Annotated in this window: 14 protein-coding genes; 10 read left to right on the top strand and 4 right to left on the bottom strand. The window is 48.4% G+C overall.

Annotated elements, in window-relative coordinates; all coding sequences use genetic code 11:
• The first annotated feature begins 35 nt into the window (after positions 1–35).
• From N3Z11_RS11165 to N3Z11_RS11190, 6 genes are all read left to right on the top strand, one after another.
• A complete protein-coding gene (locus N3Z11_RS11165) occupies positions 36–1,595 on the top strand; it encodes a GGDEF domain-containing protein (protein WP_260657257.1) in 1,560 nt (519 codons plus the stop codon).
• 79 nt (positions 1,596–1,674) lie between these two features.
• Positions 1,675–3,033, top strand: a complete 1,359-nt coding sequence (gene ppnN, locus N3Z11_RS11170) for a nucleotide 5'-monophosphate nucleosidase PpnN (protein ID WP_260657258.1) — start codon at positions 1,675–1,677, stop codon at positions 3,031–3,033.
• 207 nt (positions 3,034–3,240) lie between these two features.
• Entirely contained in the window at positions 3,241–3,636 is a 396-nt protein-coding gene (locus tag N3Z11_RS11175; RefSeq protein ID WP_260657259.1) for a DUF3192 domain-containing protein, read from the top strand.
• The gene (locus N3Z11_RS11180) at positions 3,629–5,302 is read left to right on the top strand and encodes a hypothetical protein (protein WP_260657260.1); all 1,674 of its coding nucleotides are present in this window, start codon (positions 3,629–3,631) and stop codon (positions 5,300–5,302) included. The genes N3Z11_RS11175 and N3Z11_RS11180 overlap by 8 nt, the downstream gene beginning before the upstream one ends.
• Positions 5,303–5,496: 194 nt before the next feature.
• Positions 5,497–6,504: an isocitrate dehydrogenase gene (locus N3Z11_RS11185; protein ID WP_260657261.1), complete on the top strand. Its 1,008-nt coding sequence runs from the start codon at positions 5,497–5,499 to the stop codon at positions 6,502–6,504.
• 247 nt (positions 6,505–6,751) lie between these two features.
• On the top strand, positions 6,752–7,987 hold the full coding sequence (locus N3Z11_RS11190; RefSeq protein ID WP_260657262.1) for a methyl-accepting chemotaxis protein: 1,236 nt from the start codon (positions 6,752–6,754) through the stop codon (positions 7,985–7,987).
• Here N3Z11_RS11190 and nhaR read toward each other — a convergent pair.
• Positions 7,970–8,869, bottom strand: coding sequence for a transcriptional activator NhaR (gene nhaR / locus N3Z11_RS11195; RefSeq protein ID WP_260657263.1), 900 nt, complete (start codon positions 8,867–8,869; stop codon positions 7,970–7,972). The two genes, N3Z11_RS11190 and nhaR, sit on opposite strands and share 18 nt — an antisense overlap.
• Before the next feature lie 157 nt (positions 8,870–9,026).
• Here nhaR and N3Z11_RS11200 point away from each other — a divergent pair, with 157 nt between their 5' ends.
• On the top strand, positions 9,027–9,686 hold the full coding sequence (locus tag N3Z11_RS11200) for a Bax inhibitor-1/YccA family protein (protein ID WP_409566865.1): 660 nt from the start codon (positions 9,027–9,029) through the stop codon (positions 9,684–9,686).
• A 129-nt stretch (positions 9,687–9,815) separates the two neighbouring features.
• On the opposite strand, the gene N3Z11_RS11205 is transcribed toward N3Z11_RS11200, so the two are convergent.
• Positions 9,816–10,229, bottom strand: a complete 414-nt coding sequence (locus N3Z11_RS11205) for a GNAT family N-acetyltransferase (RefSeq protein ID WP_260657265.1) — start codon at positions 10,227–10,229, stop codon at positions 9,816–9,818.
• A gap of 368 nt (positions 10,230–10,597) precedes the next feature.
• Here N3Z11_RS11205 and N3Z11_RS11210 point away from each other — a divergent pair, with 368 nt between their 5' ends.
• Positions 10,598–10,807: a cold-shock protein gene (locus tag N3Z11_RS11210; protein WP_260657266.1), complete on the top strand. Its 210-nt coding sequence runs from the start codon at positions 10,598–10,600 to the stop codon at positions 10,805–10,807.
• Between the two features lie 20 nt (positions 10,808–10,827).
• Here the strand turns inward: N3Z11_RS11210 and N3Z11_RS11215 are convergent, their stop codons facing one another.
• Positions 10,828–11,127: a hypothetical protein gene (locus tag N3Z11_RS11215; RefSeq protein WP_260657267.1), complete on the bottom strand. Its 300-nt coding sequence runs from the start codon at positions 11,125–11,127 to the stop codon at positions 10,828–10,830.
• Between the two features lie 39 nt (positions 11,128–11,166).
• Between N3Z11_RS11215 and dbpA the strand changes: the two genes are divergently transcribed.
• Complete coding sequence (gene dbpA / locus N3Z11_RS11220; RefSeq protein WP_260657268.1) at positions 11,167–12,546, top strand: ATP-dependent RNA helicase DbpA; 1,380 nt, start codon at positions 11,167–11,169, stop codon at positions 12,544–12,546.
• A gap of 210 nt (positions 12,547–12,756) precedes the next feature.
• Complete coding sequence (locus N3Z11_RS11225) at positions 12,757–13,167, top strand: YccF domain-containing protein (protein WP_260657269.1); 411 nt, start codon at positions 12,757–12,759, stop codon at positions 13,165–13,167.
• An 11-nt stretch (positions 13,168–13,178) separates the two neighbouring features.
• Here the strand turns inward: N3Z11_RS11225 and N3Z11_RS11230 are convergent, their stop codons facing one another.
• Positions 13,179–14,024 carry a CLCA_X family protein gene (locus N3Z11_RS11230; RefSeq protein WP_260657270.1) on the bottom strand — a complete coding sequence of 282 codons (846 nt, stop codon included), beginning with the start codon at positions 14,022–14,024 and terminating at the stop codon, positions 13,179–13,181.
• Between the last annotated feature and the right edge of the window lie 10 nt (positions 14,025–14,034).

Genomic DNA, 14,034 nt, shown 5'->3' on the forward strand with positions numbered 1-14,034 from the left:
AAAGTCACTCGCTTCTAGCCAGGAAAACGTCAGTAGTGGACTCAGACAACAATCTCAAAATCCAACTTGCCTCCGCGTTAAAAGCCAGGAAACAGCTCGAAGATACTTATGAAGGTCAGTTTAAAATTCTGACAAATTTTGTCTCGCGCTTATCACTGGTGTGCAAAGGAATTGATGTTGATCTGGACAACAAACTGGCCAGGTTACGGCAGGAATTGGCAAAAGGTACCGATCTGGAAAAGATCCTGCCTTTTATCGACGCCACCACTGAGCAGCTGAAACTGCTGGAAGCCAAACAGCAACAAGATGTGAAAAAAGCCCAACTGAGCTTAACTGAAGCCGGAAAACTTCTGCAAAAACAACGGGGTTTACCAGATCAGCTCAGAAGGGATTTACGTGAACTGCTGAGTAAAGTGGACGAGCCAACCCCGAGTGTCACTGCGTTTTTGCCACATTTAACCCATTTAACTGAGTTATATCAGTCGGCACTTTCTGCCAAGCATGATCTGGATCACCAGACGGCTGCAGCACCTGCGGAAAGTGGCCGTTATGATACTATCTGCCGGCAAATTTCGGTGGAACTGACCAATCTGCTCAGCGAATTGGCTTTTGAAGGCCAGTACGCCAAATCGATTGAAGCCATTCGTTTAAGCCTGCTCAGCGACTTAACCATTGAAAAGCTGCTGGAAGCCTGCCTGCAGACCATCGAAATTATTATTTCCAGCATCAATGATGAACGGCAATCAGCCCAGCACTTTTTACTCAAACTGAATGAAGCCCTGACCAGTGTGCAGCATTCTTTGGTGTCGTCGCTAACCAGCAGCCATGACATTAAACAAAAAATGCAGGCGCTGAATGAACAAATTGAGCGCCAGATAGATTTACTCAGCAAAGAAACCAAATCGGCGACTTCGCTGGAACAGCTGCAAACCATGGTCAGCAGCAAACTGGGTGTGATCACCAATTCGCTGAAAGACAAGGAGCAACTGGAGCGGCAGGAACGTGAGTTAATGCTGCAGGCGCTGAACAGCATGGCCGAAAGGTTAAAAGAGCTGGAAGAAGAAGCCAATCAGTTTAAAAAACGTCTGGCCGAACAAAAATTCCGCAGCCTGCAGGATGCGCTGACCGAATTGCCAAACCGCGCCGCCTTTGATGAACGTTATGAGCTTGAAGTGAAAAGAGCCAAACGCTCAGGCAGGCCACTGGCCATAGTACTGGCGGACGTTGACCACTTTAAGAGTATTAACGACAACTATGGCCACAGCGCCGGCGACAAAACCTTAAAAGTGATTGCCAAAGCGTTGAGACAAAGCCTGCGGGAAACCGATTTTATCGCCCGTTATGGTGGCGAAGAATTTATTCTGTTATTCCCGGAAACAGACATCAAGGATTTAGTTACCCCGCTTAATACCATCCGGGAAAAAATTAAACGGATCCCCTTTAAGTTTAAAGACACCAACGTGCCAATCACTATTTCATTTGGCGCCACTGAACTTCGCAGCGCTGACACCAACCGTGAGGCTTTTGACAGAGCGGATGAAGCTTTGTATGACGCCAAACGCAGTGGCCGCGACAAAGTGGTGTTCCGCGATTAAACCAGCATAACAGGGCTGCCGCCAGGCCGGCCCCTCTTTGGGTCGGTGGCGCCAAGGCTCAGACGACAAGGAGAGACTGATGCATGTACAACTGAACCCACTGGGTGCGATGGATTTGTTATCGCAGCTGGAAGTGGATCAACTAAAACAAAATTCCAATAGCGAAACCTTCCGCCTGTTCAGAAACTGCTGTTTAGCCGTGTTAAACGTCGGCAGTCACACCGACAGTTCAGCTGAAATTTATCAGCAATTTCAAGACTTTGCAGTCAACCTAATCGCCCGTGAGCGCGGTATTAAAATTGAATTATTTAACCCGCCCGCCAATGCTTTTGTTGATGGGCAAATTATCAAAGGTATCCACGAACATTTGTTTGCGGTGCTCAGAGATATTCTGTTTTATCACACTCAGCTGGGTTTTGATCAAAACCGGCTGGACTTGCACAACAGCGATCACATCACCCACACCGTCTTTGATATTCTGCGCAACGCCAGAGTGATCAGCTCTGCCATCGAACCCAATATGATAGTGTGCTGGGGCGGTCATTCCATTAATGAAGTGGAATACAAATACACCAAAGAAGTGGGTTATGAACTGGGATTACGCGGCCTTGATATCTGCACAGGTTGTGGCCCTGGCGCCATGAAAGGCCCGATGAAAGGTGCCACTATCGGCCACAGTAAACAACGTATCCGCCATGGCCGTTATCTTGGCCTGACCGAACCCAGCATTATTGCAGCTGAACCGCCAAACCCAATTGTCAATGAACTGGTGATTTTGCCCGATATAGAAAAACGGCTGGAAGCTTTTATCCGCACTGCACACGGCATTATTATTTTCCCGGGCGGCGCCGGCACTGCCGAAGAGCTGCTGTATCTGCTGGGCATTATGCTGCATGACGACAATAAGGATCAGGTGCTGCCGGTGATCCTGACCGGGCCAAAACAAAGTGAAGCTTATTTCCGGGAACTGCAGGCTTTTATTGCAAAAACTCTCGGTGAAAAAGCACTGAGTCTGTTTGAAGTTATTGTTGATAACCCCCCTCTGGTGGCGCAAAAACTGAAGCAAGGTTGTGCCAATGTGCGGGCTTACCGTAAAGCCACAGGGGATGCTTATCACTTTAACTGGTCATTAAAAATTGACAGCGATTTTCAACATCCTTTTGCGCCGACCCATCAGAATATGGCATCACTGGATCTGCATCTGGAGCAGGATAAAGCAAAACTGGCCGCCAACCTGCGCCGGGCTTTCTCCGGTATAGTCGCAGGCAACGTCAAAGATGAAGGCATTAAAGCCATTACCCAACACGGGCCTTTTGTATTGTCCGGTGAGCCTGAGCTGATGCATCTGATGGACAATCTGCTGGAGGCTTTTGTGGCACAAGGGCGGATGAAATTGCCGGGCAGCAAATATACACCTTGTTATAAAATTGCCCGCTGACGGCTGTTGGTCGTTTCCGGGCGGCATTGTACGGTATTGCTCAGACAAAGTGCCCCGGGGCAGTTAACATCAACCAAAGCCTGCTTTCTGGCAGGCTTTTTGTATTGTTTTTCAGATAAACCTGGCCGCACATTGTTTGCACTGTTGCAGCGTCAAAAATTTGTTGTGCGCAACACCACATTGCTGCACACAAAACGGAGCTTTTTTATGAACAAACGGATCTGGTGGATCCTCGCCCTTGCGATACCGCTGTACCCGCTGCTGACCTGGCTGGTGCTGACGTTTTATCAGGACGACCCGTCGAAAATGATCTGGAACGACAGAGAAGCTTATAACCAGAAATATATCAGCCAACTCAATGCACAAACACAACTGACGCAACCTCAGCTGATTGAAAAACTGGGAGGCCCTGATATAACCGAGGCCAAAAAAGTTGGCAATGATGTGTATCAGCTAATGTATTACCGCACCAAAAGAGACATTTCCGACGGCATTACCACCCGGCAAGAATGCACTGCCTTGTTATTTAAAAATCAAAAGCTGATTGCATTAGCCGAGTCCGCAGTGAGTCTCTATCAGCAGGCAACAGATACTGATGCATAAAGACTGCACCGCGTTGTTACAGCTGTACCAGTATCTGGATCGCTATTATCAGCAGTCTGCCAAAACGCAACTGTCGGATAAAGCCGTGCTGCTGGCCGAACAACTGGCCAGTGAATTTTGCAAACTGCACCAGCTGCAGCCAAGGTTAATGCAAAGTCAGCTGGCGCTTACAGTCACAGGTTTCAGTCTGACCACTCAGCTGGCACTGAAACAGGCGGTGTTATTAACTCAGCTTGCAAACGAAGCCCAATGGCCTCAGCCACTGTGCGAAGAGCTGGTGGCTGTGATTTTTTATCGTTTAACCGGTGTGCATCTGCTGTTGCAGCAGAACGCACACAGCACCACAGAGCTGATGTTCAAAGCAGGTTTGTTAAGCCTCAAAGCGGCCGGAAACAGTTTTTCCTACCGGCACTGGCGGCGTTTATTGCGTGACAGCAGCCTGAGTTATCAGCAAAAAGCACCATGGCAACAAACCCCTTATGCCGACGCCATCCGCTTTTGCTGTCTGCTCAGCGCCAGCATTACCCCGGTGCAGCATCAGCTGGTACTCAGCCTGGAAAACGCTTTACAACGTCTGTTACAAAATCCCTATCAGGCCTCTGATTTACATTTTGCCAACTTGCTGGCCAGCAAAAGCGCTGAATTGCATCTGATTGGACGTTTTTGCAGTGACGGCATAGGTGAAGTGGCGCTTATTAGCCAAATCACACCAGAACCCAGAGCTTATGTGCTTGATCTTGCAAGCAAACAACTGAAGCCAGAGCCAAGTCAGCTTTACACTCAGGGCATGAAGCTGCTGCCCCCTGCCCGTTTGCCCGACAATCAGTGGCTGGAGCTGTTTATTGGCCAGCATGCCAGCGCTGAACTGGAGCCGCAATTGAGTTTGTCAGAGCTGCACCTGCTCAATCCAAATCAGTCGGTACGTCAGCAAGTAGCCTGGTTACAGACTCAACCCCGGCTTGCCAAAGCACTTTGCGCCCAGGCAAGTTTGCTGACAAGGCAACAACTGCCGGTGCGGGATCCGGCCCATGCCGTTGCGCTGGTAGGCACAGATAATCTGCCATTATTGCTCAAAATCTGCTGGTTGGAACAACAACAAGAACTCTGTCGTCAACCTTATGCGCACTGGTTTCATCAACTCCGGCATTGTCTGGCTGCTTGTTTTACTCTGCTGGCAAAAGCCAGTAGTGAGCTGGAGTTATCTCCATTACAGGCACAATTGTTGGCCGGCAGCTTTTGTTTAGTGCTAATGCAGGAAGATAATTGCCGCTGGTATCCGCTGCAACAATCCAACCAGACAGTGCCGCTGGCGTTATTTAGTCATCAGACCAGTTGGCAGCAGAATGACTTTCCACGCCAGGTCAGCCAGCTGGTGGCCAGTCTGGGCTTTCACCGGCTGTGGCAGGATGCGGTGCTCTGTTATCGCGAGCCTTTACCAATGCAAAGCAGCTACAGCCAGCAACAATGCGCTAATGCATTGATTCAATTAGGCTGGATACTGGCAGAGTCAATTTTTTACCCAGAGGCTGAACCGGACGCCACGCTATTGCCACAACAAAAATCGGCCATCAAAGCACTGGATCTGCCGAACTTATCTATGGATAAATGGCAACAGCAGGTACTTGAACTTCACCAAGGTTATTGGCCACTGGAACCTACTTTGTAGTTTTCTTTCATCACTTTTAGTTATTTTCGGTATTAATTCGCTGTATGGTTAACAAAGACCCATCAACTGGAAACGAATAACGAAAAATGCTATAGTCGCGCCGTTTCCGATGTTGCCAAATGCAGTGTGGTTCCACAGCGGATCCAACTGACGCCAACATCCTTTCCCCCGCTTGCCACATTGAAGGAACCCGCATGAGTTCACAAACTATTACCGTTATTAAAGGCGATGGCATAGGCCCAAGTATTGTTGACGCCGCTCTGGCTGTGCTGGATAAAGCCGGTTGTAACTTTAACTATGAATTTGTTGATGCCGGTTTAACGGCGCTGGAAAAAACCGGCGACTTATTGCCACAAGCGACACTGGATGCGATTGCCCGCAATAAAATTACGTTAAAAGGCCCGCTGACCACCCCTGTTGGTGAAGGTTTTACCTCTATTAACGTCACTTTACGCAAAAAATTTAACCTGTATTCCAACGTTCGCCCGGTGATTTCGTTTAAAGGCACCAAAGCCCGTTACGACAATATCGACATCATCACAGTGCGTGAAAACACTGAAGGTATGTATTCAGGCGCTGGCCAGGTGGTCAAAAACGAAGGTGAACTGGCTGAAGCCATGAGTGTAGTGACCCGCGAAGGTTCTGAGCGTATTGTTGAATTTGCCTTTGAACTGGCACGCCGCGAAAACCGTAAAAAAGTCACTATTGTGCATAAGGCCAATATTCTCAAATCAACTTCTGGTTTATTCCTGAAAACTGCACGCGAAGTAGCCGCCCGTTATCCGGATATCCAGGCGGTGGAAATGATTGTTGATAACGCCTGTATGCAGCTGGTGATGAACCCGCAACAGTTTGATGTGATTGTGACAACCAACCTGTTTGGCGATATTTTATCTGACTTATGTGCCGGTTTAGTCGGTGGTTTAGGTATGGCACCTGGTGCCAATATCGGCAAAGACTGCGCCGTATTTGAAGCTGTGCACGGCAGCGCCCCTGATATCGCCGGTAAAAACCTGGCCAACCCAAGTTCAGTGATCCTGGCATCAATCCAGATGCTGGAATACCTGGGCATGCAGGATAAAGCGAAGAAAATCCTCGCGGCTTTAACAGACGTGATTGCCACAGGCGATCGCACCACCCGAGATTTAGGCGGCACCCACGGTACCACCGACTTCACAGCTGCTGTACTGGAACGTCTGTAATCCCATGAGATAAAGCTCAGGCACAGTGTTGAAGCTCTGTGCTGGCGCCAACCGCAAGATATGAAAAACCGCAGTCAGCGCCTGCGGTTTTTTTATGACCGCACGTCGTAAGCACACCACTACCTTTTAGCAGCTAAATTTTTATCGCAAATAAGGTGAAACAAAACACTGATTCAGCTCAATTTTGCTTTTTTTTGCTATGGTATGCTGAAAGCCCAAATAACTGTATTTGCAGAGGATGTGCCTGATGGAGTGGTTTGCCAGTCTGTATACCAGCATCGAACGTACCTTTTTCCATAGTTTGAGCCGTAAAATTGCCGGCAATATCGGCTTTTTAATGGTGATTTTCTGGTTGGCGCTGTATTTCGCCTACCCGGAAGATGGTCATGCCGGCACTGTCTGGTGGGCAACTTTAGTGCTTGGCAGCTGCGCCTTTATTTTTACCATCTTTTACCTGATGTATCTCATCGTGCGGCCGGTACAGGCACTGGTCAAAGCACTGCATGAAGCCAATCGTAAAGGTACAGATCTGGAGCACAGATTACCGGCTTTTACCTATGATGAGTTTCGCAATTTATCGGAAGAATATAACCAGTTTGTCAGTCAACTGGGCCAGTTGCTCACCGGTTTACATCAGCAAGCTCAGCATACCCATCAGATCAATGAACAGGTCAGTTCAGCGGTAAAAACCACCCGGCATCATCTGCAGGATACCGAGCAGCGCAGCGAAAAAATCCGTAGTGAAAGTGATCATGTGCTGGATCATCTGGCCAGTATTGTCAGTAACAGCGATCAAATGAATCAGGTGGCGCAAACCACAGTGCAAAAAGCCGCCAATGCCAGTCAAGGCATGAGCACTTTATCCAAACAACTCAGTGGCATTGTCAGTCTGCTGGAAACCTTTGGTGCCACAGTGCAGGGTTTACAGCAAAACTCAGAAAACGTACGCCAAATTCTGCAAATGGTAGAGAACTTCTCCGATCAAACGAACTTGTTGGCGCTGAATGCCGCAATAGAAGCAGCACGTGCCGGTGAAGCTGGTCGTGGTTTTGCCGTAGTGGCCGACGAGGTGCGTTCGCTGGCCGCCAAGGTCAATGACGCCACCCGGCAGATCTCGGGTTTTCTGAATGATATGGAACGGCTGGTGCGCGAAACCAAAAACGAAACCGAACGCCTGAATGACCAGGCCAAAGGCGCACAACAGGATATCAGCAGCACCAGTGACGATTTTATTGCATTGCAACAGCAGCTGGATCAGGCACAGCAAGGTGTGCTGCAGATCACCAGTTCAGTGCTTGATCTGGAAAAACGTTATCAGCAAACCCACCAACATCTGACTGCGATAGAACAAGGCACCACCGACGCCTATCAGCAAATGTCAGCCATTGAAAGCGCGGGTCAGACACTATTGCAGGCCACAGCCGAAACCCAGCAGCAACTTGGGCGTTTTGGCCATCGTCAGCTGTCAGCCAGAACGCGCTGACGATAACGCATTCACCAGCTGCAAAACACCGGGGTGCGTTAGTTTGCGCTCCGGTGAAATGGCGTAAAACACTTCCCGAATAGCATCACTACGGCCTATCACCTGCACTTCATACTGCTGACAAATTTTTTGTTCTATCTGTGTTGGCGCCGAAAATATGCCAAGCCCTTGCTGACCAAAAGCTTTCATCATGGCGCTATCGTCAAACTCGGCAACTATTTGCGGTGCTATGCTTTGCTGTTCAAACCAGGCATCCAGCCGCTGGCGGATAATGGATCTTTTACTTTGCAACAACATGGGTTGCTGATGCAGACAGGCAGGAAACTGCTGCGACAGTTTTGCGCTCAAGATGGGGCTGGCAAAAAAACTGGTTCCGGATTCGGTAATTTCGTGGTTATAGGCCTTAATGGAACTGCCGGGCGACAGCGGCTCGTCTGTTAATACCAAATCCAGTTTATTTACCGCCAGTTCTGCCAGCAAAGCACTTTGTTCACCTTCGCGGCAAATCAGCCGCAGCTGTACAGGTAACGAAAACACGGGTTTGAGCAATTCATAAATAAAAGCTTTGGGTAAAACATCGGTAATACCAACGGTAAAAGTTTGCCACTGTGTCACTGTGTGGTGCTTCAATACCGAGCGTAATTCGTCACCCAGCTGGAAAATATCCTCGGCATAACCAAAGGTCACCCGCCCAACTTCGGTCAGTGACCATTTTTTGCCGGTTCGGTTAAACAAAGCACTGCCGGTGCTGTGCTCCAGCGCACTGATTTGGCCGCTGATGGTTTGCGGTGTGATATGCAGCTGCTCGCTGATCCGCGCAATGCTGCCTTCTCTGGCGACCAGGTAAAAATAATACAGTTGATTAAAGTTAACGGGAGTCATGTTAGATCTTCGATTTTAACGAACTTAATTTTAGTTATATTCGATTTTACCTTAGTAATCCAGCAAGGTATAAATATTCGTAATTCTGCAAGTACCAGATGGATTGAAGATTCTGGTGCTGATTTCATCACAACCTGAGGGCATGACTATGGATACACTGCATCGTCAAAGTTACAGCGGTCAGCTTTCCGCCATTGAAACCAATAAAGTTTTACGTAATACCTATACCCTGCTGGCGATGACACTGGCGTTCAGCGCCTTTGCCGCAGCCATCAGCAGCAGTCTGAATTTGCCGCATCCTGGCCTTATCATCACGCTGGTGGGTTATTTTGGTTTGCTGTTTTTCACCACCAAATTCCGCAATAGCGCACTTGGCCTGTTAGGTGTGTTTGGTCTGACAGGTTTTATGGGCTACACCCTGGGACCTATCATCAACCGTTATCTGGCGATGCCAAACGGCGGCGAAATTGTGATGCTGGCCATGGCGGGCACTGCCACTATCTTCTTTGCACTTTCTGCTTATGCGCTGGTGAAAAAAACCAACTTCAGTTTTATGGGCAGCTTTTTAACTGTCGGCATCCTGGTGGCTTTTCTGGCCGGTTTAGGCGCGGTGTTTTTTGAAATTGCCGCTTTAAGTCTGGCGGTTTCTGCGATGTTTGTGTTGCTGATGTCGGGCATGATTTTATGGCAAACCAGCGAGATTGTGCATGGTGGTGAAACCAACTACATCATGGCTACCGTCAGTTTGTTCGTGTCGATCTTTAACTTGTTCACCAGTTTGTTGCAGTTACTCGGTTTTATGAATAGTGACGAGTAGCTAAGTCTGAAGTTTCCATGTTGTTGTTTTATTGCTGATGTTCCCAGCACCCTTGAGCGAATTATGAATCCGCTCTTTGCCCCCGGTTGACGGGGGCTTTTTTTTGGCCGCGTTTTCACTGGCTCAGGCTTACAACAACTTCTGCAAATAATAACGCTCACCGTCCAGCGGATATTGCTGCTGGGTAAATACCAGCTGATAACCCAGTTGCTGATAAAAAGGCCGAGCCTGAAAATCGAGCGTATCAAGCAGCACAAAACGACAACCACGGTTTTTGGCAATAGCTTCAGCTTCCTGCATCAGGCGTTTACCATACCCCTGACCACGACACTGCTCCGCCACCCACAAATAATCCACCATCAGCCAGTTGCCAAAAGTCCGGCCCGACAAACCGGCCAGCAACTCACCGTTTTCTGCCGTTATTTTTAAACCAAGCGGCTGACGTAAAGATGCATCCCAGTGTCTGGCATTAAAACTGACAATTTGCTCTTTTACTGCCTCCGCAAACTCCGGTGAGTTGTCGGTTTTGATTTGCACTGACATCCACTTCACTCCAAAAATACTCAATAAAAACGCTGGCAGCTCCGGCAGTTAAAGTAAGCAGCGCTTGCTGAACATTAAAACCAGAAAATAACTGCCGGGAAATTTACCGGCTAAGCTACTGAAAGCACAGCCTAATAATTAATTTTTTTGATAAATGTCTGTTTAATTAAACAATCTTTTAGAAATAACGTTTGACGCCCTGTTTAAAAGCTATACAATGGCCGCAGTTTGAAAGTCAGTACCATATTTATGCACACCGAACAGTTACTGTTGTATTAGTACGTCCTGTATTCATAAGTCATAGCACCACTTCCAGCACCACCGCCTGAAACCAGGCATATTAATCAAATAGATACAGGATATTTATCATGTCTAACACAACTACCGGTACAGTAAAATGGTTCAACGAAACTAAAGGTTTCGGTTTCATCGAACAAGCTTCAGGCCCAGACGTTTTTGCTCACTTCAGCGCTATTTCAAGCACTGGCTTCAAAACTCTGCAAGAAGGCCAACGTGTTTCTTTCACAGTATCTCAGGGCCAGAAAGGTCCTCAGGCTGAGAACATCGTAGTTCTGTAATAGAACTGTGATTTGGTAAGCTAAGCCTTACCAGCAAAATCAGGGCAACTCTTCGGATGTTGCCCTTTTTTATGCCCATGGAAGGGCGGTATGTCGCTGTGGCAGGGAGCATTCAGCGACGATGCCCATGGAAGGGCGGTATGTCGCTGTGGCAGGGAGCATTCAGCGACGATGCCCACGGAAGGACGGTATGCCGCTGTTACATGCATCACGCTTTCACTGTACAGCGATGTCCAGGGAATGGATAAAATAAATGGGGTCAGAGTTTTGCTCTGACCCCATTTATTTTCAGCTTTGCCTTCGGGCTGTTTATTTTTCATCAAATGCAGCCTGATGCTGCGAACACACAGGATTAAATTGTGAACAATTTAACATTTGCCAGTCTGGCTCTCCCTCAAGCGCTGGTCGACAATCTGACTGGTATGGGTTACACCGAAATGACACCGATTCAGGCGGCTTCACTGCCTGAAATTCTCAGCGGTAAAGACGTGATTGGTCAGGGGAAAACAGGCTCTGGCAAAACAGCTGCTTTTGGTTTAGGCATTCTGGCCAAATTAAACGTCAAACGTTTTAGGGTACAAAGTTTAGTGCTTTGCCCTACACGCGAGTTGGCCGATCAGGTTGCCACTGAAATCCGCAAACTGGGTCGCAGCATTCATAACATTAAAGTACTGACTTTATGTGGTGGTGTGCCTTTTGGCCCGCAGCTGGGCAGCCTGGAACACGGCGCTCATATTATTGTCGGCACACCGGGCCGGGTGGAAGAACATTTAAATAAAGGCTCGTTAAAACTGGACGATTTAACCACTCTGGTATTGGACGAAGCCGACCGTATGCTGGAAATGGGTTTTCAGCCAGCGCTCGATGCCATAGTGGCCTTTGCTCCAAAGCAGCGGCAAACGCTGTTATTCAGTGCCACTTATCCAAAACAAATTGAAGCCATGGCTGCAGCCCTGATGCAACAGCCACAGCTTATCAAGGTAGAGTCGAGCCACAGCAACCTCAGCATCAGTCAGCACTTTTTTAAAGTGAACTCCAACGCTGATCGCCTGCAATCGGTGAAACTGTTGTTATTGGCCCATAAACCTGTCAGCTCAGTGGTGTTTTGTAATACCCGCAAAGAAACCCAGGAAGTGGCGGACGCACTGGATGATGCTGGTTTTAGCGTGCAGGCACTACATGGTGATTTAGAGCAGCGCGACCGCGACCAGACCCTGGTGCGTTTTGCCAACAAATCTGTGTCTGTGCTGGTGGCAACAGATGTTGCGGCCCGAGGTCTGGATATCGACGCGCTGGACGCCGTGATTAACTACCAGCTGGCGCATGATGTTGACACTCACACCCACCGTATTGGCCGCACTGGTCGTGCCGGCAGCTCTGGTATTGCCTGTAGTTTATTCAGCGAGCAAGACGGTTTTAAAATAGCCTTGCTGGAAGATTTGCTCGGCCCTATCAAGGCCGAAACACTGCCGGATGCAAGTGTATTAACACAAGCACCAGCCAGACCGCCGATGGTCAGTCTGTGGATTGACGCTGGCAAAAGACAAAAACTGCGCGCCGGCGACATTCTGGGAGCCTTAACCGCCGATCAACAATTAGGCCGTGACCATATTGGCAAAATCAGTTTATTTGACGACTGGGCTTATGTGGCAGTGCGCAGTGACATTGTCAAAATTGCACTGGGCATGTTTAACAAAGGCATTAAAGGGCGCAATATCCGCGTGAAGCAAGTGAGTTAACAAACTCCCCCTGTAATGATGGCGGTTTTATCAGAAACCGCCTGCTTGCGGGCAAAATCACCATTTATTGGTGAAATAGTTGATCCCCACTCCCTGTAATACATATTAAGCAACTGATTTAAAACAAAAATAAATCTGGTATTGATGTTGCTAACACTGGTTATCAAACAACAATCTGCATCAGTGTTTCATCAATATAAGGGGCTTACCATGGAGTTACTCAGACTTATCTTTAATATTTGCTGGTTTGTGATGGGCGGTCTGTTGATGGGGCTGGCCTGGTGGTTAGCCGGCATTCTGTGTTTTATCAGCATTATTGGCATTCCGTTTGGCCGCAGCTGTTTTGTCATTGGCCAATTGGCGTTCTGGCCTTTTGGTCAGGAAAGTATCAACAGACGTTATTTGCAAAAATACGATGATATTGGCACCGGTGGTTTTGGCCTGTTAGGCAATATTGTCTGGTTTATCTTTGCCGGATTCTGGCTGGCGCTGGGTCACCTGCTGCATGCCGTGGCTTGTTTTGTGACGATAATTGGCATCCCGTTTGGGCTGCAACATCTCAAACTGGCAATGCTGACGTTAAGCCCTATTGGCCAGACCATCAGATCAAAGACGGTATAAACAAAGTCTGCTCATTTACTGAGTCCGGCGCTGCTTTGATGCTGCAGCGCCTGACCCAGCAAGGCAAAATAATCCAGCCAGCAGCGCTGCAGTTGTTCACTTAACACTGTGGCCGGATATAAACCCGCTTTGGCCGCCGGCCCTTTTAAACAACCCGATACCAAAAAACTGTTTTTCAGCTGCTGCCGCTCCAGCATCTGTTCAAAAGCGCGCGCGGCCATTTCTTCGGGCATAGCGTAATAATATTGTTGCTGCATCTGGTCATAACGGCGGCAATGGCGGAAAAACTCACTTTCATCAAGGCCGGTTTCATCCAGATACAACAACTGGAATGCCCTGGCTAAATAGTCATTCAGCCGGTGCGGCACATAACTGTCGTGCTTTAACCACAAGGCGCTGGCAAAACTCTGCGCTTTGGCATCAGCAAACATTTTCCCGGCAATATAATGGTCAAAAGCGTGAAACCACTCATGCGCCAGACTGCCACCACCGGCATTTTTCGCCAGCGCCAGAATACGGCCCTGCGGCTGATAATAAGCACAGCTGCCCGGCCGGCCGCCAATACCAAAAGTGAACGACAGACTTTCATTAAGCGATATCACCTGAGCTGGCACCGCCAGTAACAATTGCAGATCACAAAGGGCATCAAAAAACAGATTGGCGGCAATTTGCTGCTCAGCTGCCGTGACCCAACGGCCAATACGGATACTCTGAAAACCAAAAATTTTTACTATATCGCCAAAGCTAACGTCTGCCCCACTGCGATGAGGTGGGCCATTACGAAAATAGGGCCGCGACAGCCTGCTGTGCCCTGCACTCTGTTCTGTCCTTGTAATTGCAGAACTTTTGCCGCTCATCACAGCATCA

The organism is Rheinheimera sp. 4Y26 (genome assembly GCF_025245835.1).
In the GTDB taxonomy this organism is placed as follows: Bacteria; Pseudomonadota; Gammaproteobacteria; order Enterobacterales; family Alteromonadaceae; genus Pararheinheimera.

Coding starts and splice junctions, on each gene's coding strand:
- ppnN (WP_260657258.1), top strand. CDS start 1,675: ATGCATGTACAACTGAACCCACTGGGTGCGATGGATTTGTTATCGCAG.
- N3Z11_RS11175 (WP_260657259.1), top strand. CDS start 3,241: ATGAACAAACGGATCTGGTGGATCCTCGCCCTTGCGATACCGCTGTAC.
- N3Z11_RS11180 (WP_260657260.1), top strand. CDS start 3,629: ATGCATAAAGACTGCACCGCGTTGTTACAGCTGTACCAGTATCTGGAT.
- N3Z11_RS11185 (WP_260657261.1), top strand. CDS start 5,497: ATGAGTTCACAAACTATTACCGTTATTAAAGGCGATGGCATAGGCCCA.
- N3Z11_RS11190 (WP_260657262.1), top strand. CDS start 6,752: ATGGAGTGGTTTGCCAGTCTGTATACCAGCATCGAACGTACCTTTTTC.
- nhaR (WP_260657263.1), bottom strand. CDS start 8,869: ATGACTCCCGTTAACTTTAATCAACTGTATTATTTTTACCTGGTCGCC.
- N3Z11_RS11205 (WP_260657265.1), bottom strand. CDS start 10,229: ATGTCAGTGCAAATCAAAACCGACAACTCACCGGAGTTTGCGGAGGCA.
- N3Z11_RS11210 (WP_260657266.1), top strand. CDS start 10,598: ATGTCTAACACAACTACCGGTACAGTAAAATGGTTCAACGAAACTAAA.
- N3Z11_RS11215 (WP_260657267.1), bottom strand. CDS start 11,127: ATGAAAAATAAACAGCCCGAAGGCAAAGCTGAAAATAAATGGGGTCAG.
- N3Z11_RS11225 (WP_260657269.1), top strand. CDS start 12,757: ATGGAGTTACTCAGACTTATCTTTAATATTTGCTGGTTTGTGATGGGC.
- N3Z11_RS11230 (WP_260657270.1), bottom strand. CDS start 14,024: ATGAGCGGCAAAAGTTCTGCAATTACAAGGACAGAACAGAGTGCAGGG.